Source organism: Leucobacter sp. HNU (assembly GCF_047946755.1).
Taxonomy (GTDB): Bacteria; Actinomycetota; Actinomycetes; order Actinomycetales; family Microbacteriaceae; genus Leucobacter.
Genome location: NZ_CP178837.1, coordinates 556,836 through 574,515 on the forward strand (window position 1 = coordinate 556,836; position 17,680 = coordinate 574,515).

Sequence of the window (17,680 nt, forward strand, 5' to 3'; positions counted from 1 at the left end):
GGTCGTCCGGTGCGTGATGATTCCACGCTACGGACCGGCCGGGCCCCTGCCATCGGACTCGGGTATCGCCGGGGTCGTACCCGGGTACCCGGTCGTCTCGGGGGAAACCCCGAGACGACCCCGAGAACCCGGGCATACGCCGGTCGTGCCTCGTCGAGTGGCGCCGAACCACTGGTATCGAACGGAATAGCGGTCGTTTGCCGCCACTCGACGGAGCCGGACCGGAGTCACGCCCACCCCGGATCAGTGCTGCGCGTCGGAGACGCTCGTGCCCTTCGGTGTGAGGGCGAAGATCGTGATCGCGACGGCGACGAGCACGCCGCCGCCGATGATCCCGGTCCACTGCATCGAGTGGGTGAACGCGATTCCGGCCTCGTGCGCGAGCTCGGGCAGGCCGAGCTTCTGCGACACCGCGATGGCGCCGCCGAGCGAGGACTCGGCGTCGGCGACCGCCGCGGGATCGGGGGCGCCCGGCCAGACGAAGCCCGCGAAGTTCGCGCGGTACCAGAGCGCCGCGATGCTGCCGAGGATCGCGACGCCGAGCACGCTGCCGAGTTCGTACGCCGTCTCCTCGAGTGCCGCGGCGCTGCCGGCCTTCTCCTCGGGGCTGCCCGACATGATGAGGGCGGATCCGATGGCGAGCGCGCCGGTGCCGACACCGACGAGCGTGATCGCGACGAGCACGGTGAGGGTCGAGAGGGTCCCCGGCTGCACCCCGATGAGGATCATGCCGAGGCCGGCCGAGGCGATGCCGCCGGCGAGCACCGCACGCGGACTGGTCCAGCGTGCGAGCGATGGAGCGAGCAGCGCTGAGATCGCGCCGCCGATCGCGGCGGGGAAGAGACGCAGCCCCGTCTCGACGGGCGTCGCGCCGTCGACGAGCTGCATCCACTGCGCGAGCAGCAGCAGGGCGGATCCCATCGCGAAGCTCGATCCGAGCGCGCCGATGATGCCGGCCGAGAACGGGCGGCTGCGGAACAGGCGCAGGTCGAGCAGGGGCGCGTCGCTGCGCAGGCAGCGCACCGCGAACCAGCTGAGCAGGGCGAGCGCGGCGAGCAGGGCGGCCCAGGCGGCGGGGTTCGCGAGGGAGGCGCCGACGCCGAACTCCTTGACCGACCAGATGAACAGCGTCATGCCCGCGAGCGAGAGGATCACGCCCAGCGGGTCGATGCGGCCCGGGTTCGCGACCTTCGACTCGGGCAGCACGAAGATGCCCGCGACGAGCGCGACGACCATGAGCGGGACGTTGATGAGGAACGCCGACTGCCACGAGAACTGCTCGAGCAGCGCACCGCCGATGAGCGGGCCCACGGCGGCGCCGAGGCTGGATGCGGCCGCCCAGATGCCCAGCGCGAGGGTGCGCTCGCGCGGATCCTTGAACACCACGCGGATGAGCGACAGCGTGGTCGGCATGATCATGGCGCCCCCGAGTCCGAGGAATGCGCGGAGCGCGATGACGGCCTCGGCGTTCGTCGCCCAGAGCACGAGCAGCGAGGTGCCGCCGAAGATCGTGTAGCCGATGAGGAGCATGCGCTTGCGGCCCCAGCGGTCGGCGAGCGCGGTGCAGGTGACGAGCAGGCCCGCGAGCACGAGCGAGTAGACGTCGACGATCCAGAGCACCTGGTCGGCGCTCGGGCGCAGCCGTTCGGTGAGGTCGGGGATCGCGATGTTGAGGATCGTCATGTCCATCGTGATCACGAGCAGGCTGGCCGTGAGTACGGCGAGCGTGCCCCAGCGGCGGGCCTTCGAGTACGGCTGCGGGGCGGTGGCGCGGAACTGAGTGGTCGATGCTGCTGCGTCGGTCACGGGCGGGGTCCGTTCTGGTGCTGCGGGGCGGGCTCCGTGGAGCGGGGGCGTGCGGGGTGGGCGAGCGCTTCGAGGTCGCCGACGATGACGTCGAGGTCGAGCGGCTCGTCGTGGAGTCCCGCGTGGATCATGGCGCCGTCGACGTAGATCGCGACGGCGCGGGCCCGATCGGGCGGGAGGCGTTCCGAGAGGATCGCGACCGCGCGGTCGAACCAGCGGCGGGCGAGTGCGCGCCGGGTCGGATCCGATGCGCCGGCGCTCACGAGGATCAGGTCGGCCTGCACCTGGCGCGGGTCGACGAGCCAGGATCGCACGAAGGGGGCGAGGTCGGCGACGGTGAAGTCGTCGGCGGAGGTGATCTCGGCGAGCAGGTCGAGGGCCGCGTCGGTCTCGGCGACGAGCTGCTCGAGCGCCGACTCGCGGAGCTCGTCGAGCGAGGCGAAGTACTGGGTGGTGGATCCGAGCGAGACGCCCGCGCGCGCGGCGACGCGGCGGTGGGTGAGGGCGGCGGTTCCGCCCTCGATGATGAGCTCGGCGGCCGCGGCGATGATCGCGCGCTTGCGGCCCTCGGGGTCGCGGCGTCCGGGCGCCGGCGCGTCGATGCCGGGCTGCGCGGTCATGACCGACCCCTTTCTGTACGTTTGTACATCAATTGAATGTGGTCAAGCGTACAGGAGCGCGTGGCGCGCCTGCCCGAGCAGTTCCTGTGCATCGCCGCCGATAGGCTTCGGGCATGACATCGACGTCCTCCCCGCGTCCCGCGGTCTCTCCGAGCATGCCCTCGCGCGCCGCGCTGCTCGGCTGGTTCGCGCCCTACGCCGCGATCTCGGTCGTGCACGTGATCCTGCGCTTCGCCGAGCACCCGCTGGCCGACCCCACCAAGCTGATCCTGATGCCCGCGCTCGTGCTCGCCGTGATCGGCGCCGCCGCGAGGATCCGCCCGTTCCCGCGCAGCGTCGTCACCGTGCTCGTCGTCGGGATCCTCGCCTCCTGGCTGGGCGACGGCGCGGCGACGTTCTTCCCCGCGCTGCCCGAACTCCCGGTGATGCTCGCATGTTTCGGGATCGCGCACCTCGCCTACATCTGGGTGTTCTGGCGCGGGGCAGGGATCGCGGCGCGACCGCGCGTGCCGCTCTGGGCCGCGGCCTACGCGCTCTGGTGGATCGTGCTCATCACGGTCCTCGGCCCGCACACGGGCGCGCTCCTGGTCCCGGTCGCGCTCTATGGCCTCGTGCTCGGCGGCACCGCGACGCTCTCGTCGCGCTCCGGCCCGATCGTCGCCTGGGGTGGCGCCTGGTTCCTCGTGTCGGACTCGATCCTCGCGTTCCGGCTCTTCTTGCCCGATGCCATGCCGGGCTGGACCAGCGGCATGGTCATGCTGACCTACTGCCTCGGGCAGGGGCTCATCGCGGCGGGCGTCGTGCGCGCGGCGGGGCGAGCCGCCGGCGGCGCGGCGTCTCGCATCGGGGACGCCGAAGCCGGGAACGGGATCTCCGCGGGCGGCGATCCCGCGATCCGCTAGCCCGGGAGCCGCTTGAGCAGCTTCTTCGGGCCGCGCGTCGCCGCGGCGCCGACCGCCTCGACGCGGGTCCGCAGCTCCTCGTCGGCGGTCACGACCGACACCCGCAGGCCGCGCTCCACGAGCGCGCGGGTCTCGGTCACGATCGTGTCGTCGCCCAGCTCGGGAGCGCCCACCACGCGCACCTCGCCCGCCGATTCGACGTCGCGGGCGACGCCCTCGGTCACCAGCACCCACTCGGGGTAGGCCGCGTCGATGCCGGGCAACGCCGCGTCCGACAGCCCCACGAGCCCCGGCGCGACGGGAGCCCCGCCGAGCGCGACGATCCGATCCCGCAGCCGCTCGGCCGCGCCCCGGCGATCCTTCCACCAGCCGTCGGGCACCGACCCGATCACGTTCGCCGCATCGATCACGATCGCGGGCGGCGCGGTCAGCAGCGGACGCAGCAGCGGCCAGCTCGCCCCGAAGCCCGGATGCAACGGATACTCCTCGACCCGATCGAGCGGCACCCACTCCAGCGCGTGGCTCTCGGCGTCGGCGATCACCGGCTCGAACGGGTGCGCCGCGTCGGCGACGATCGTCGCGTAGGTCCAACCGCCGCGATCCAGCACGTGCCGGTACCGGGGGAGCACCCCGTCGAGGGGCACCCCGGCCTCCTCGTTCGACTCGCGCACCGCGGCCGCCACGGCGTCCTCGTGCTCGTGCCGGGCCCCGCCGGGAATGCCCCACGTGCCGCCGTGATGGCTCCAGTCGGCGCGGTGCTGCAGCAGCACGCCGCGCCCCGGATCGTGCAGCAGCAGACCCGCCGCGCCGAACCGGCCCCAGTAGCTGTTGCCGTCCGCCGCCGTGACCCAGGCGTCCCCGGGGTCCCTGGTGTCGCTCATGCGACCAGCCTATTGCGGCGGGGCCGTTTCGAAACGTCGGGCGTCAATCGCCGCAACGAACGCTCGGTAATCCGCCAGCGACTGCGCGGCGTACTCCTGCGCCCAGGACGCCATCGCGCGATCGAACACGTCGGTCGACCCGAGATATCCCGCGATGAACCCGGCGCCCGGGCTCTGCGCGTGCGCCCGCGCCAGCTGGTGCCCGCACGCGCGCACGTAGTCGAGAAACGCCGGCGGATCCAGTTCCGACACCTCGATCGACGCGTTGAAATCGCGGAACTGCCGCACGTAGAAGCCGCGGCCCTCGAACTGCAGGTGCCCGAGGAACGCGTCGGAGCTCGACTGCAGCACCCGCTGGAACGTGACCACGCGCTCGCCGCCGTCGGCCGGTGCATCGAGCGCCGTGATCCCGCGGCCCGGGCGCCGATCCAGCAGGCCGTACTCATCGAGCACCGAGCGCCCGGCCTCCTTCATCTGCAGGATCAGGGGCTCGCCGTGCGGCCCGGTGAACACCGCGATCGAGCAGCGGGTGCCGACGCTGCCCACACCGACGACGCGGCGGGCGACGTCGGTCGGGGTGTACTGCGCGAGCAGCAGTGCGATGTCGGGCGCGGCCGAACGGCGATACGCGGCGACGAGTTCGGCGAGGCGCCCCTCCATCTCCGATTCGACGTGCACCATCGTCGGCGGCTGCTCCCGGATCTGCTGGGTACCGTCGGGCGCCGTCTCCATGATCTTCGCGGCGACCTTGGACGAGGTACGCTTCGCCGCCCGCTTGAGCGTGCGGTTCAGCGCCTTCACCGAGCTCGCGCTCATGCCGGGCAGTTCGGTCGCGACGCTGCGCTGGTAGTAGCGCTCGAGCGCCGTGCGCTTCGCGAGCGCGCGCATCGTGGTCCGGTACGAGGCCGCGGCGGCGAGCGTCGCCTCCTCGGCATCGGCCAGGCCGAATCCGTTGTGGGCGGCTGCGATGACGACGCTCGTGACCAGCCGCTTCACGTCCCACTCCCACGGGGCGACGGCGGCCTCGTCGAAGTCGTTGAGGTCGAAGACGAGGCTGCGGTCGGGGGCCGCGAAGATGCCGAAGTTGGTGAGGTGCGCGTCGCCGCACGCCACCACCATGCGGCCGCTGTCGGGGGAACCCGCGAGATCGGCGGCCTGGATCGCCGCGGTGCCGCGATAGAACGCGAACGGGCTCTCGGCCATGCGGCTCATGCGCAGCGGCACCAGGTCGGGCAGGCGATCCGCGTTCTGCCGCTCGATGATCCCCAGTGGATCGCGGCCCGGATCCGCGTCGAACTCGGCGTGCGCCGAACGCGGGGTGCGGGATCGCGCCGCGCGCCCGTCGGCGCGATGGTCGGCGAAGCTCGCGACCGCGTCGTGCTCGAAGCGCAGGCGTCCTGGGATGTGCGGCATCTTCGTTCTCCTCGCGGGGTGGCTCGGCGCGCGGTGGCGTTCGGTGGGGGTCTTGGCGGGTGTGCGCTCAGCATAGGGGAGGGGTGCGGCGCAGGAGGTTCGAGACCGTCCGGTGGATGAGCGAGCCTGCGAGCGCCGTGCTGAGCGAGGAGCGCAGCGACGAGCCGAAGTATCGAAACCCGGAACCGATCCTGGACACCCGCGTGCGGCGGGCGCATGCTGGGCGCATGGCTGCTTTCACCACTGCGAACGCGTTCAGCGGGTTCAGCGTCGACGACATCGATGCGGCCCGATCCTTCTACGGCGAGACGCTCGGGCTCGAGGTGTCGACGAATCCGATGGGCTTCCTCGACATCCGGCTGCCGCAGGGCGGGTCGATCCTCGTCTACGGCAAGCCGAATCACACGCCCGCGAGCTTCACGATCCTGAACTTCCCCGTCGACGACGTCGAGGCGGCGGTCGACGAGCTCAACGCGAAGGGCGTCGTGACGAAGATCTACACGGATCCCGACTTCGGCACCGACGCGAAGGGGATCGCGCACGGCGGTCCGGGCCGAGGCCCCGACATCGCGTGGTTCCGCGATCCCGCGGGGAACGTGCTCGCGGTGCTCGCCGCGGGGTGATCCGGGTTCGCTGAGAGTTCGCGCGATCCGCGCTTGACTTCGAGTGCACTCGAAGTCGTAGCGTTGGCCCCATGCAGCAGACAATCGGGACCCGATCCATCTCGGAGGCGGCGCACGAGCTCGGGCTGACCGCCCACACGCTCCGCTACTACGAGCGGGAGGGGCTGATGCTCGCGCCCGTCGATCGGGTGTCGTCGGATCGGCGGTACACGGACGCGGACATCGCCTGGCTGGGGTTCCTGCGCAAGCTGCGATCCACGGCCATGCCGATCGCGACGGTGCGCCGCTACGTGGAACTCGCCCGCGCGGGCGAGCACACGAGCGCCGAGCGGCTGGAGCTGCTGCGCGAGCACCGGGAGACCGTGCTCGCGCGCCTCGCCGAGCTGGACGACGCGCTCGGCGCCATCGACCTTAAGATCACCCTCTACTCCGAAAGGCTCAGCGCATGAAGCACGCAACACTCGGAACTCTCTCGGTCGGCCGGATCGGCCTCGGCTGCATGGGGATGTCGGCGTTCTACGGCGGTGCGGGCACCGACGACGCCGAATCGATCCGCACGATCCACCGCGCGATCGACCTGGGCGTCACCCTGTTCGACACGGCCGAAATGTACGTCTGGGGCGACAACAACAACGAGGAGCTCGTCGGTCGGGCGCTCGCCGGTCGCCGCGACGGGGTGGTGCTCGCGACGAAGTTCGGCGTGAAGCGGAGCGCCGAGGGCGGCCGCTCGCTCGACGGCACCCCCGAGAACGTGCGGCGATCCGTCGAGGGGTCGCTGCAGCGGCTCGGCACCGACCGCATCGATCTGTACTACCAGCACCGCATGGATCCGGAGACGCCGATCGAGGACACTGTCGGCGCCCTCGCGGAACTCGTTTCGGAGGGGAAGATCCTGCACTACGGGCTGTCGGAGGCCTCCGAGGAGACCATTCGCCGGGCGCACGCCGTGCACCCGGTGATGGCGCTGCAGACGGAGTTCTCACTGTGGACGCAGGAGCCGGCGCGGCAGCAGCTCACGGTGCTGCGTGAGCTGGGGATCGGGCTCGTGCCGTACTCGCCGCTCGGGCGCGGGTTCCTGACCGGGGCGATCCGGTCTGCGGCATCGTTCGGTGAGGACGATTTCCGCCGCAGCAACCCGCGCTTCGCGGGCGAGAACCTCGACGCGAACCTGCGGATCGTGGAGGCCGTTGAGGCGGTCGCTTTGGAGGTCGACGCGACGCCGGCGCAGGTCGCACTGGCCTGGGTCGTCGCGCAGGGCGACGACATCGCGCCGATCCCCGGCACCAAGCGGGTCTCGCGGCTGGAGGAGAACGTGGCGGCTGATGCGCTGTCGCTGTCCGCCGAGCAGCTCGCGTTCCTCGATGCGGTGCCGCCCGCGGTGGGGGACCGGTACGCGGATATGTCGAGCGTGGGGCGGTAGGTCGCGCGCCTGGCCATCCTGTGCGCGCGAGATGCTTGAGAGAAACGCGCCAGCGTTTCGCGCATCTCGCGCCGGCGCCACCGCGCCGGCGAGTCGCAGGATCTCGCACCCCGTACCTGTCGGTTGAGCGAGATTGCGAGCGCCGTGCTGAGCGAGGAGCGCAGCGACGAGTCGAAGTATCGAAACTCGCATCGCGTTGATCGACCGGACCCAAATTGACCTTTCCTTGCCGAGGTATGGTCAATTTGGGTCCGCTCGATGCGCCCGTGTCGGCGGCCCGGCTCCGACGCGGCACGCGCGGGATCCCCTGGTTCGCGGTGCGTCGAAGTTGTGGCTAAGATGGAGGGGTTGCCTCGGTGCGAGGCTCGCTCTGGCGGGTCGAGTTCGAGTAACAACGGGCTGTGGCGCAGCTTGGTAGCGCACTTGACTGGGGGTCAAGGGGTCGCAGGTTCAAATCCTGTCAGCCCGACCGAAAAGCCCTGGCGAGAACGAGTTCTCGCCAGGGCTTCTTTCGTTGCTCGGGACACCCCGAGTTCACGCCCGAGCCAGCGCATTCAACACCCGCACCAACCCGGCCTCGGTGTCCGGAGAAAACCGGAACCCACCCTCGACCGCGACGATCCCGCCGGAGGCGATCTGCGTGTCCCACCAGTCCTCGACGAAGCCGCGCGCCCATCCGCCCGTGGTGAAGCCGTAGGGCTGGCCCGTGCACGAGGATGGGATCATCATCGCGTAGCAGGGGTGGTCGTAGCCGGGGTTCGACGGGTCTTTGTCGATAAAGTCCTCCCGCGAGCGCGCCGTCGTCAGCGCCGAATACAGCAGAAACATGGTCGCGTACATAAGATGCGAGTCCGCGTCCGCGTGCAGTGCGAAGAACTCCTTCTCGCGCACGATCCGACGCCCGATCTCCCGGATGCTCGCTTCGCCGTCGTCGAGCACCGGGCCGAGCGCCGCAAGGCCGCGCAGCACGATGGGGGAGAAGGAGCCCTCCTCGACCGTCTCGAACTCCTCCGCGAACGCCTCCTCGGGATCATTCTCGAGAACTTCCTCGGGCACGAGGCCGCGAATGAACGTCGCGAAGTCCGGCGCGACGAACGAGATCCGGTAGTCGGCCTCCTGATCCACGAGCACCACCGCGGGCTCGCCCTTCGGGCCGCACGCCCGATAGTCGAGCATGAACTCGCTGTGCCCAGCAGTGGGCGTATCCGCGAAGCACACGCCGATGTCGGGATACCCCCACTCGGACTGCATGAACGGTGACCCGAGATCACCGAGCAGCGACCACGTGGCGGTACGGCCGATCGCGCGCAGCCCGGTCACGGCCACGTGATCCTCAGCCCAGACGTGCACGCCCTCGGTCGGAAAGCAGTTGCGGCGGAGCGTTCCACCGTTCCGCGTGCGGCACAGCTCCACGTATGCGGCGGGCAGCCGGTACCCGAGCTCGGCCTCCACCTCGGCGACGAGCTCGTCACTCGGTGCGGGCTCCGTGTACTTCTCGCGACCGTACTCCGAATCGTCGAACAGGTCGGAGAGTTCCGCCGCGCTGAAGCTCGTCATGCCGGGCAGTCTGCCACGCACGAAGCGTGTTCAGCAGGGTGCGCCGGAATAGGCGGGCCAAGCTCGACAGACGATGCAGACTCCGAACCCGCAGAAATGTCGGACGTACTGCGTAGAGTCGATCCCAACGCCCCACCGCGACCCCAGCAGGAGGACGATCCATGGCCAAGCGCAAGACTCTGCCGAAGGACTTCGACGAGCAGCTGAGTTCGAAGCCGCTCGACGAGCTGAAAGCGATCTTCGATAAGACCCTGCTCGATGCGCGCGGCGGCTTCGGCAAACGCACTGCGATCGGCTTCGTCGACTGCCCAGACGCACTGATCGTCTGGCTCGCGGAGCAGGGGCTCGACGTCGACGCCGCCGACACCTTCGACCGCTCGCCGCTGTGGGAGCGCGCCTCGCGGGGGCGCGAAGCGCAGATCCCGCTCCTGTTGTCGCTCGGTGCCGACATCGAGCGCTCCGACCACACCGGCGATACTCCGTTGCACGCGGCCGCCGGGAACCAGCGCGCGGAAGCGGTCCGGGTGCTTCTGGCGCATGGGGCGGACCCGCATCGCCTGAACGGCAGCAAGGCGAATCCGCTGTTGTATGGACTGCGACGCACGGAGAACATCGGCATCTCGGAGATGGCCGAGATCGCCCGCATCCTGACCGAGGCAGGAGCAGAGATCACCGACGAGGCTCGCGAACAGGTCACGCGGATCGGTGCCGGATTCGAGTTCCACCGCGCAGGTTTCAACCGTGATTTCCTCGCCGAGACCGACGCCGGGCTCACCGCGCTGTACGAGCTCTTCGACGTCGAACCCGTTCCGCGGCGCGCGATGCACGACGGCGTCTCGTCGATCGCCGTGCCCGACGGGTCGTGGCAGGATCAGCACCGGGCGCTGTGGGAACTGCTGGTGCCGTCGAGCGGACCCGCGCAGACCGCGCAAGGCGAGGCGATTCGCCTCACCGGGCGGATCGCCCGCGAGATCCTCGACAACGGCAGCCCGAACTGGGATCGGCAATTCAAACTCATGCTCGCCGCCATTCCCGAGCACCTCGTCACGGGGATCCCGCTCGAGGCGAGCGACGTCGAGGAGGCGCGCCGTCTCGCGCACGCGCTGCGCGGCGGGAGCGACGACGGCGAACGCGTGGAGCGGCTGACCGAGTTGGCGGTCTCGTGGGTGGCGCAGAACCCGAAGCCGATCCCGCTCGGAGCTGTGGAGTATGAGCGGTGATCACCGCACGCATGATCGCCGCCCTCGCCCTCGCGACAGGTGGCGCCCTCGCCCTGTCCGGATGCCAAGGTGGGGGCGCAGCAGCGGCCGAAGCGCAGCGCCTCGCCGAGGCGCTGGACCGCGTGCCAGGGGTGGTGCGCGTCGACTCCGAGCACACTGAGGCGAAGGTCGGATACTCATCGGAGGTGCGTCTCGTCGCGAAGGTCCGGTCCGACGGAGCGGCGGACACGATCCCGAAGGTGCTCTCGGTGTGGCACGAGGCGGAACCGAAGTGGAATGCGGAGTTCGTTATCGCGCTGAACGGCGACCAGTGTCGCCTGCATTCGGACAGCGCGAGGGCAGCGGCCGGGGAGGACTGGACCGCGCGGTTCTTCGTCTCCCTCTGTGAGGCGTTTCCGAACAGTGATGTCCGGATCGACCTGGATCCCGGGACGGGGAGGGCCCCGAGCTCACCCTCGACGTCTCGGGCGACGGGATCGGGCACGCGGATGCGGGGCTGGCGAACCGGATCCGCGCCCTCGAAGGCGCCGACGCCCCGGTTTCGCACTGGTTCCTGGCGGGATCGGGGGACCAGGGGCGGTTTGTGGACTACGCGGGCCGGAACTGACCAGCGGTGTGCCGAAGAGCGGGGCGATGAAGGAGCAGGGCTCCGAAAGCTGGGGCAGACAAATCCCTTGAATTTTTGAATGATGATTCAAGCGCTTTTGTGGAAGAAATTGATCATTCAAGTTATTGAATGATGTGCGCGCATTTGACCTGGAAATTCTGGGTATATTGATCCCAGCATTCGAGGCGCATCCCCAGCGGCTCGAAGCATCGATCGGAGGGACCTCGACGATGACTGGATCGCCGCCGCCTGATTGGTACCCGAACCCTTCGGGGGACGGGACGCTGCGTTACTGGGACGGGAGCGCCTGGACCGCGCACGTCGCCCCGATGCCGCAGGCGGCGCAGCCACAAGAGCAGCCGCCGCAGCCGCCGGTGCCGCCCCAAGCTGCGCCAGCGGTACCGCAGCCCCAGGCGGCGCAGTCGCAGCCGCAGCCGCAGGCTCACGAGCCGGTGCAGCCCCAAGCCTCGGTGCAGACGGCAGACTACGCGCAGCAGGCGCAGCAGGCGCAGCAGGCGCAGTACCCCCAGCAGCAGCCCGCTCAGACGGCAGCGCACTCCCAGCACGCCCAGCCGACACCCTTCGCCGCGGGTCCGGCCTCTCCCTACCAGGCCGGCGAGCAGATCGCCCACTCGGCACCCGCCGAGCCCCGGCCGAAGCGCCCGCCCACCTGGACGGCGACGACGTGGGCGATCCTCGCGCTCGGCCTCGTGATCATCGCGGGGAGCGGCTGGTTCGCCGTGACCCAGATCGGCCAGCGCACGGCCGCCGTCGAAGCGAAGTCGGCTCCGGCCGTGCTCAAGCGGTTCCTCTCGAGCGCGGCGAAAGGCGATGACGCCTGGCGAGACAGTGCGACCCCCGGCATGCGCCAGGGCGCGGACGGCACGTTCGCGCCGCTCTACGGCGACTACGCCACCGGCAAATCGCTCAAGATGAAGGTCGACTACACGATCGACGAGAAGAAGCCGGTCTACCAGCGCGGCGGTCAGAGCTCCTACAAGTCGGATCCCGAACAGGCCGCGGCCGCCGGGTTCCTGGTCGATTTCGATATCGAGTTCACCTTCGAGGGCAAGAAGTACCAGACGCAGATGCAGCAGGCGGTCTGGTTGACCCGCCCGTTCTATTACAACGGGTCGGGGAAGTCCGGCAAGCAGGCCGACGAATCCGTGCCGAAGCAGAAGCCGTCCTCGGTGGGGCCGTGGCAGGTCGCCGGCATCACCCGGCCGTCGACCATCACTTCGGACCCGGGGAACGACACCGCGGCGACGTCGGTGCCACCGACCCCCGACGACAAGGCCGAGAGCCTCTGCACCGACATGCACCGGGTGCTGGCCGACCTCTCGGACTCCGCACGGACGCGAGGCCGGCTCGCGAGCTTCTGCCTCTACGGCGGAGGCAAGCTGAAAGTCCAGGCGAAGGGGCTCGACATCCCGGCGATCTCGGCGGGCTTTCCGATCATCAACGAGGTGAGCGCGCTGCCGAAGGAACTGATCGGCTTCGAGGTGGGCGGGGACTACCGGCTGCCGATCTCGCAGTACCCGATCGTGGTCGACGGCAAACGCTACGTCTTCACCGCGGTCTCGACGGCGATGTCGGCCGAGGGCAGCACCGAGGACTCGTTCTACCGGCTCATCTGGCTCGAGGAGGCGAAGGCATCGTGAAGAACCCGAGAGCATTCACCGCACAACTGATCATCGGCGGAGCCGCGCTGCTCTGCGCCGGGAGCCTGTTCGCGGCCGGCGCGTTCGCCGGTCCGACGCTCGCGGAGGCGCCCCAGACGGGAGCCGCTGCCGACCTCCCGGCCGTCGACGGCGCCAACCCGCAGTGGGTCCACACCAACCAGGACACGCAGGCGAGCCTGTACGCGGCCGCCTGGAAGGACATGAACACGGCGCTGCAGAAGCAGGACCGCGAACTCTTCCTGTCGCACGCCGAAGGCAAGGCCAAGGACCAGCTCGGGCTCTGGTGGGACAACATGTCGGCGATCGGATTCACCACGGGCTACGTGGACCCGCAGGGGGTCACGACCGCGAGCGAGATCTCGATCGGCGTCGACCTCGGATTCCCGGCGAATGCGCTGCGCGGCTCGGACACGGTCGATGCTGGGCTCGTGCTGCCGTTCGGGCAGCAGTACTCCGTGACGACGGAGGCGCGCGGCAAGGACGTCGTGATCACGTCGTTCACTCCCGCCGCGGAACCCATGCCCTGGGACGACGGCAAACTCTACGTCGTGAAGCAGAAGCACGCCATCATCTACGGACTGCCCGACGAGCGGGCGCTCGTCGACCGCGCGGCCCCCATCGCGGAGCAGGCGGCGAGCACGCTGCTCACCTACGCGACCAAGCTCGGCAGCAAGGTGCCGCAGAAGGGGTTCATCGGCGCCGTGACCGATCGCGACGAGCGCCTGAAGCGCTGGCGCGGGCCCAGCAGCGGGCTCACCGAGATCTCGGGCTTCGCGCGATCGGCGTCGCAGCCGAGCGTCGCGTCGCCGATCATGGATCCCGCGATCGCGAGCGGCGGGCGCGTCGGCGGTTCGTCGGTGGTCCTGGGACCGGGGGCGATGGGGGACGGTGAGCGCTGGTTCGGAGCCGTGTTCGTCCATGAGTTCACGCACTGCCTGCAGTACAGCGCCGCGCCGAACTCGAATCGCAGCCACGCCGCCGCCCCGTTCGAGGGCTTCGCGAGGTTCATCGAGTGGCAGACGGGGTACAGCGACTTCGCGCCGACTCCGGCGCTCAAGGAGAGCGTCGCATCGCTGGGCGAACAGGCCTTCTCGGACGACCAGATCAGGAGCGACGCGACGGCGTCGACCGGCCATGCGGCCGCGGGCTCGTTCTACCGCTTCGTCGCGGAGCAGGGCGGCGATCCCTGGGCGCTCGCGGTCAAGTCGACCAACGACTTCATCACCCTGGAGCAGCTCGCCCGGGCGCAGAACCCGAAGTTCACGGCCGCGGCCTGGCAGGAGTGGATGGCCGGGCAGTAGCCTCACCGGGCAGGAGCCTCGCCGGCAGCGGCCTCGCCGGCAGCGGCCTCGCCGGCAGGAGCCTCGCCGAGACGCCGCAGCCCCGGTCGGGATCCGTGATCCCGACCGGGGCTGCACCGTTCCGGCGTCCCGAGGGACCGGAAGACCGGGAGCCTACTCCGGCAGTTCGTCCACGGTCACGTCGATCTCGACGCTGCGGCCCGTGGCCTTGTTGAAGATGAAGATGGCGGTGCCGACGACGAGCCAGATGAGGCCGGCGATCTGCGCTTCCGCGCCCGCGTTGATCAGCACGTAGGTGATGATCACGAAGCCGACGGCGGGCAGCAGCGCGTGCGAGATCCACTTCTTCGACTGCTTGCGTCGCAGGTAGAACCACATGACGGTGAGGTGCAGCAGCGCGAAGGAGGTGAGCGCGCCGAAGTTGACCATCGAGCTCATCGTTCCGATCTTGCCGGCGAAGAACAGCACGAGGATCGCCGACAGCACGCCGACGGTGAGGATCGCGTAACTCGGCACCTTGCGCGAGTTGATGTGCCCCAGGTACTTGGGCAGCTGGCGGTCGCGGGCCATCGAGTAGAGCAGACGGCTCGTGGCGGCCTGCGCGGCCATCGAGTTCGCGATGCCCACGGCGAGCACGTTCACGACGAAGAACGCGTTCACGATCCCGGTGCCGGCGACCGCGCGGATCTGATCGAAGAAGAAGTTGCCGACCGCGTCATCGGGCACGGGTGCGAAATCGCCGGCGAGCATCGACGCCAGCCAGGTCTGGCCGATGAACAGGCAGGCCACCACGAGGAGGCTGATCACCATCGCCTTGCCCGGCGCCTTCGAATCGCCCGTCGATTCCTCGGCCATGGTCGAGATCCCGTCGAATCCGAGGAAGCTCAGCACGGCGATCGAGAGGGCCGCGGCGAGCAGCGCGGGGGTGACGTATTCGGCGTTCCAGATCGGCTTCGTCGACCACTCGGCCTGGGGGAGCTGGCCGCCGTTCAGGCCGATGACCGCGATCACGACGAAGGCGACGATGAAGGCGAGCTCCATGACGAGGAAGATGCGGTTCATCCACTTGAGCGAGGTGACGCCCGTGAGGTTCACGACGACGTTGATCGCGACGAAGATGATGCCCCACATCCAGCGCTCGGTGCCGGGGAAGATGCCGACCATCGACTCGGCCGCGATCACGTAGAGCAGCGTCGGCACGAGCAGGTAGTCGAGCAGCATGAGCCAGCCCGCGAAGAAGCCGAGGTTCGGGTGGATGCCGCGGCCGACGTAGCTGAAGACGCCGCCGGCGAGGGGGAACGCCTTCGCCATCTGCGCGTAGCTCAGCGCGGTGAAGATCATCGCGATGAGGCCGATCGTGTAGACCAGCGGCACCATGCCCTTCGACGCGTTGAAGACGGATCCGAAGATCGCCCACGGCGCGATCGGCACCATGAAGATGAGGCCGTAGATCACGAGGTCGGCGGTCGACATCGACCGCTTCAGCTCCTGCGTGTAGCCGAACCGCGCGAGGTCGGCTTCATTGCGGGCGCTCTGCGCGCTCTGGGCGTGCTGGTTCATGCGCTGACCTCCGTGGTCGCGGTGTCGGGATCGGCGAGGCGGTCGGCCTCGGCGAGGCGGTCGGCCTCGGCGAGGAACTCGGTGACGATGGCCCGGAACTCCTCGGGCTTCTCGAGGTGGGAGCAGTGGCTGGCGTCCGCGATCACGACGGATCGGGCCCCGGGGATGTGCTCGACGAAGGGCTGCCAGGTGACGGGCTGGGCCTCGTCGAACTCGCCCGCGAGCACGAGCGTCGGTACCGCGATCCGCGGCAGGCGATCGATGATCGTCCAGTCGCGCATGGTGCCGATCACGTGGAACTCGTTCGGGCCGTTCATGGTGTGGTACACCGTGGGGTCGGCGTCGACGTTCGCGACGGAGTCCAGGTAGTCCTGCGGGGTCGGGTCCATGCGCACGACGTGGCGGCGGTCGTACTCGTGCGAAGCGGCGAGGTATTCGGGATCGTCGTAGCTGCCGTCGGCCTCGTGCCGTTCGAGCGTCTCGCGCACCTCGGCCGGCAGCTCCTCGCGAAGCGCGGCGGCGGCCTGCGACCACAGGTCCATCGCGGCGGGCGAGTTGCAGATCTGCAGCGACGCGATGTTGGCGGGGCGCCGCACGGCGATCTCGGCGCCGAGCATGCCGCCCCACGATTGGCCGAGCACGTGGGCGCGCTCGATGCCGAGTGCGGCGAGCACGGCGTGGAACTCCTCGACGAAGAGCTCCGGGGTCCAGAAGTCGGCGGGAGCGTCGGGCTCGTGCGTCGAACGGCCGCAGCCGTACTGGTCGTAGTGCACCACGGTGCGACCGGTGGCGTCGGCGAGCTCGGCGAGCGAGCGCAGGTAGTCGTGCGAGAACCCGGGTCCGCCGTGCAGCACGACGAGGGGGAGCGCGCCCGCGCGCGGGCTGTCGGGGCGGGTGATGCGCACCCAGGTGTGGCCGGACCTGAAGGGCACCCGGGTTTCGTCGACGGTCGACACGAATCTTCTCCTCGCTGAGCCATTTCGTGATGGGGGACAAAAGGCATAGTAGGGAGACCTTTTAGAAAAAGAAAGCCCACGCGCCCTAGGCTGGGGGATCAGGGATCCCGGGAACCGGAGGAGGCGGGCCGATGAACGAGACGTTCGAGCAGCGCACCCGCGCCGAGAATCTGCGGGATCGCCTGCTGACGGCCGTGCTGATCGGCGAGTACCTGCCCGGCTCCCGGTTGCCGAGCGAGCGCGAGCTCGCCGACTCCCTCGACGTGGCGCGCGAGACCATGCGGCAGGCGCTGCGCATGGTCACCGAGGCGGGCCTGCTCGAGGTTCGCCGCGGGCGGGGCGGCGGCTATTTCGTGACCGCGGCTCGCATCGACGAGCGCAGTGCGGCCGCGCAACTGCTGCATCGCCGTCTGGCCGAGATCGAGGACGCGATCGACGCGGGCAGCCGGATCCAGGGTGCGATCTGCGAAGCCGCGGCCGAGCGCCGCACCGCTGACGACGTGCGGATCCTCGAGGCGCGTCTCGCCGACTTCGTCGCGGCGGCCTCGGGGCGCGAGAAGCAGGCGGCGGATTCCCGCCTGCACCTCGCCATCTCCGACGCCGCGCACATTCCTGCGCTCGCCGATGCCATGCTGTTCCTCGACCGCAGGGTCAGCCTCTCGGCGCCGCAGCATCCCTGGGGCGCGATCGAGGATCAGGCCGCGATGGAGGAGCGGGCGACGCGGGACCACACGGAGCTCGTGCGCCTGATCGTGGCCGGCGAGATCGCCGCGGCCGGCGCGCTCGCCCGGCGGCACGCCATGATCGACCGCGACCTCATCGAGCAGGCGCGGAGGCGCGCGGAGGCGACTGCGGTCGATCTCAGGGGGCGCTGATCCCGTAGGCCTCGGCGACCACGAGGGGAGTTCCATGCGAGCGGTCGCCCATGGGTCCACGACCTGGCTGATGCGCGCGTCGCCGACGAGCGAGAGCAGCATGAGTGCCTCGGTCCGGTCCAGCTCGCTCCGCTCGACGAGCAGGTCGCGCATCATCCGCGTGGACTCGGTCACGGCGTCGCGCAGTTCGGGCGCCGAGGCGATCGCGATGAGGTGCTCGGGCGTCGCGAGGAAGGGGAGCGGGAGCGGTCGGCCGG

The 17,680-nt window shown here is 69.8% G+C and carries 15 protein-coding genes, 1 tRNA gene and 1 pseudogene; 10 read left to right on the forward strand and 7 right to left on the reverse strand.

Features of this window, described 5'->3' with window-relative positions; translation table 11 throughout:
- Window positions 1-243: 243 nt before the first annotated feature.
- The gene (locus AB3K78_RS02680) at window positions 244-1,806 is read right to left on the reverse strand and encodes an MFS transporter (RefSeq protein ID WP_416445945.1); all 1,563 of its coding nucleotides are present in this window, start codon (window positions 1,804-1,806) and stop codon (window positions 244-246) included.
- On the reverse strand, window positions 1,803-2,426 hold the full coding sequence (locus AB3K78_RS02685) for a TetR/AcrR family transcriptional regulator (protein ID WP_416445947.1): 624 nt from the start codon (window positions 2,424-2,426) through the stop codon (window positions 1,803-1,805). Before AB3K78_RS02685 ends, AB3K78_RS02680 begins: the two co-directional genes overlap by 4 nt.
- 113 nt (window positions 2,427-2,539) lie before the next feature.
- On the opposite strand from AB3K78_RS02685, the gene AB3K78_RS02690 reads away from it, so the two are divergent.
- Window positions 2,540-3,328, forward strand: a complete 789-nt coding sequence (locus AB3K78_RS02690; protein WP_416445949.1) for a lysoplasmalogenase family protein — start codon at window positions 2,540-2,542, stop codon at window positions 3,326-3,328.
- Here the strand turns inward: AB3K78_RS02690 and AB3K78_RS02695 are convergent.
- Complete coding sequence (locus AB3K78_RS02695) at window positions 3,325-4,209, reverse strand: NUDIX domain-containing protein (RefSeq protein ID WP_416445951.1); 885 nt, start codon at window positions 4,207-4,209, stop codon at window positions 3,325-3,327. The genes AB3K78_RS02690 and AB3K78_RS02695 overlap by 4 nt on opposite strands.
- A 9-nt stretch (window positions 4,210-4,218) precedes the next feature.
- Window positions 4,219-5,622: a DUF2252 domain-containing protein gene (locus tag AB3K78_RS02700; RefSeq protein WP_416445953.1), complete on the reverse strand. Its 1,404-nt coding sequence runs from the start codon at window positions 5,620-5,622 to the stop codon at window positions 4,219-4,221.
- Between the two features lie 227 nt (window positions 5,623-5,849).
- On the opposite strand from AB3K78_RS02700, the gene AB3K78_RS02705 reads away from it, so the two are divergent.
- The 4 genes from AB3K78_RS02705 to AB3K78_RS02720 all read left to right on the forward strand — a co-directional run bounded on the left by AB3K78_RS02705 (window position 5,850) and on the right by AB3K78_RS02720 (window position 8,134).
- Complete coding sequence (locus tag AB3K78_RS02705; protein ID WP_416445955.1) at window positions 5,850-6,245, forward strand: VOC family protein; 396 nt, start codon at window positions 5,850-5,852, stop codon at window positions 6,243-6,245.
- A 71-nt stretch (window positions 6,246-6,316) separates the two neighbouring features.
- The gene (locus AB3K78_RS02710; protein ID WP_416445957.1) at window positions 6,317-6,694 is read left to right on the forward strand and encodes a MerR family transcriptional regulator; all 378 of its coding nucleotides are present in this window, start codon (window positions 6,317-6,319) and stop codon (window positions 6,692-6,694) included.
- Window positions 6,691-7,665: an aldo/keto reductase gene (locus AB3K78_RS02715; protein WP_416445959.1), complete on the forward strand. Its 975-nt coding sequence runs from the start codon at window positions 6,691-6,693 to the stop codon at window positions 7,663-7,665. Before AB3K78_RS02710 ends, AB3K78_RS02715 begins: the two co-directional genes overlap by 4 nt.
- A 395-nt stretch (window positions 7,666-8,060) precedes the next feature.
- Window positions 8,061-8,134, forward strand: a tRNA-Pro gene (locus tag AB3K78_RS02720).
- A gap of 65 nt (window positions 8,135-8,199) precedes the next feature.
- On the opposite strand, the gene AB3K78_RS02725 is transcribed toward AB3K78_RS02720, so the two are convergent.
- Window positions 8,200-9,222 (reverse strand): SMI1/KNR4 family protein, encoded by a 1,023-nt coding sequence (locus AB3K78_RS02725; RefSeq protein ID WP_416445961.1) that lies wholly within the window; start codon window positions 9,220-9,222, stop codon window positions 8,200-8,202.
- A gap of 161 nt (window positions 9,223-9,383) precedes the next feature.
- Between AB3K78_RS02725 and AB3K78_RS02730 the strand changes: the two genes are divergently transcribed.
- The 4 genes and pseudogenes from AB3K78_RS02730 to AB3K78_RS02745 all read left to right on the forward strand — a co-directional run bounded on the left by AB3K78_RS02730 (window position 9,384) and on the right by AB3K78_RS02745 (window position 14,032).
- On the forward strand, window positions 9,384-10,442 hold the full coding sequence (locus AB3K78_RS02730) for an ankyrin repeat domain-containing protein (RefSeq protein WP_416445963.1): 1,059 nt from the start codon (window positions 9,384-9,386) through the stop codon (window positions 10,440-10,442).
- 837 nt (window positions 10,443-11,279) lie between these two features.
- Window positions 11,280-11,384 (forward strand): annotated as a pseudogene (locus tag AB3K78_RS02735) (DUF2510 domain-containing protein); the annotation flags it as partial.
- Window positions 11,385-11,501: 117 nt separating this feature from the next.
- Window positions 11,502-12,710, forward strand: a complete 1,209-nt coding sequence (locus tag AB3K78_RS02740) for a hypothetical protein (RefSeq protein ID WP_416447393.1) — start codon at window positions 11,502-11,504, stop codon at window positions 12,708-12,710.
- On the forward strand, window positions 12,707-14,032 hold the full coding sequence (locus tag AB3K78_RS02745; protein WP_416445965.1) for a hypothetical protein: 1,326 nt from the start codon (window positions 12,707-12,709) through the stop codon (window positions 14,030-14,032). The genes AB3K78_RS02740 and AB3K78_RS02745 overlap by 4 nt, the downstream gene beginning before the upstream one ends.
- Before the next feature lie 153 nt (window positions 14,033-14,185).
- On the opposite strand, the gene AB3K78_RS02750 is transcribed toward AB3K78_RS02745, so the two are convergent.
- Window positions 14,186-15,592, reverse strand: coding sequence for an APC family permease (locus AB3K78_RS02750; protein WP_416445967.1), 1,407 nt, complete (start codon window positions 15,590-15,592; stop codon window positions 14,186-14,188).
- A complete protein-coding gene (locus AB3K78_RS02755; protein WP_416445969.1) occupies window positions 15,589-16,548 on the reverse strand; it encodes a proline iminopeptidase-family hydrolase in 960 nt (319 codons plus the stop codon). The genes AB3K78_RS02750 and AB3K78_RS02755 overlap by 4 nt, the downstream gene beginning before the upstream one ends.
- A 131-nt stretch (window positions 16,549-16,679) precedes the next feature.
- Between AB3K78_RS02755 and AB3K78_RS02760 the strand changes: the two genes are divergently transcribed.
- Window positions 16,680-17,423 carry a FadR/GntR family transcriptional regulator gene (locus tag AB3K78_RS02760; protein ID WP_416447288.1) on the forward strand — a complete coding sequence of 248 codons (744 nt, stop codon included), beginning with the start codon at window positions 16,680-16,682 and terminating at the stop codon, window positions 17,421-17,423.
- Window positions 17,424-17,680 lie beyond the last annotated feature (257 nt).

What these genes read in the sequence shown, in the direction of transcription:
- AB3K78_RS02760 (WP_416447288.1), top strand. Translation starts at nt 16,680, where the DNA reads ATGAACGAGACGTTCGAGCAGCGCACCCGCGCCGAGAATCTGCGGGAT.
- AB3K78_RS02695 (WP_416445951.1), bottom strand. Translation starts at nt 4,209, where the DNA reads ATGAGCGACACCAGGGACCCCGGGGACGCCTGGGTCACGGCGGCGGAC.
- AB3K78_RS02705 (WP_416445955.1), top strand. Translation starts at nt 5,850, where the DNA reads ATGGCTGCTTTCACCACTGCGAACGCGTTCAGCGGGTTCAGCGTCGAC.
- AB3K78_RS02710 (WP_416445957.1), top strand. Translation starts at nt 6,317, where the DNA reads ATGCAGCAGACAATCGGGACCCGATCCATCTCGGAGGCGGCGCACGAG.
- AB3K78_RS02700 (WP_416445953.1), bottom strand. Translation starts at nt 5,622, where the DNA reads ATGCCGCACATCCCAGGACGCCTGCGCTTCGAGCACGACGCGGTCGCG.
- AB3K78_RS02690 (WP_416445949.1), top strand. Translation starts at nt 2,540, where the DNA reads ATGACATCGACGTCCTCCCCGCGTCCCGCGGTCTCTCCGAGCATGCCC.
- AB3K78_RS02715 (WP_416445959.1), top strand. Translation starts at nt 6,691, where the DNA reads ATGAAGCACGCAACACTCGGAACTCTCTCGGTCGGCCGGATCGGCCTC.
- AB3K78_RS02730 (WP_416445963.1), top strand. Translation starts at nt 9,384, where the DNA reads ATGGCCAAGCGCAAGACTCTGCCGAAGGACTTCGACGAGCAGCTGAGT.
- AB3K78_RS02685 (WP_416445947.1), bottom strand. Translation starts at nt 2,426, where the DNA reads ATGACCGCGCAGCCCGGCATCGACGCGCCGGCGCCCGGACGCCGCGAC.
- AB3K78_RS02750 (WP_416445967.1), bottom strand. Translation starts at nt 15,592, where the DNA reads ATGAACCAGCACGCCCAGAGCGCGCAGAGCGCCCGCAATGAAGCCGAC.
- AB3K78_RS02725 (WP_416445961.1), bottom strand. Translation starts at nt 9,222, where the DNA reads ATGACGAGCTTCAGCGCGGCGGAACTCTCCGACCTGTTCGACGATTCG.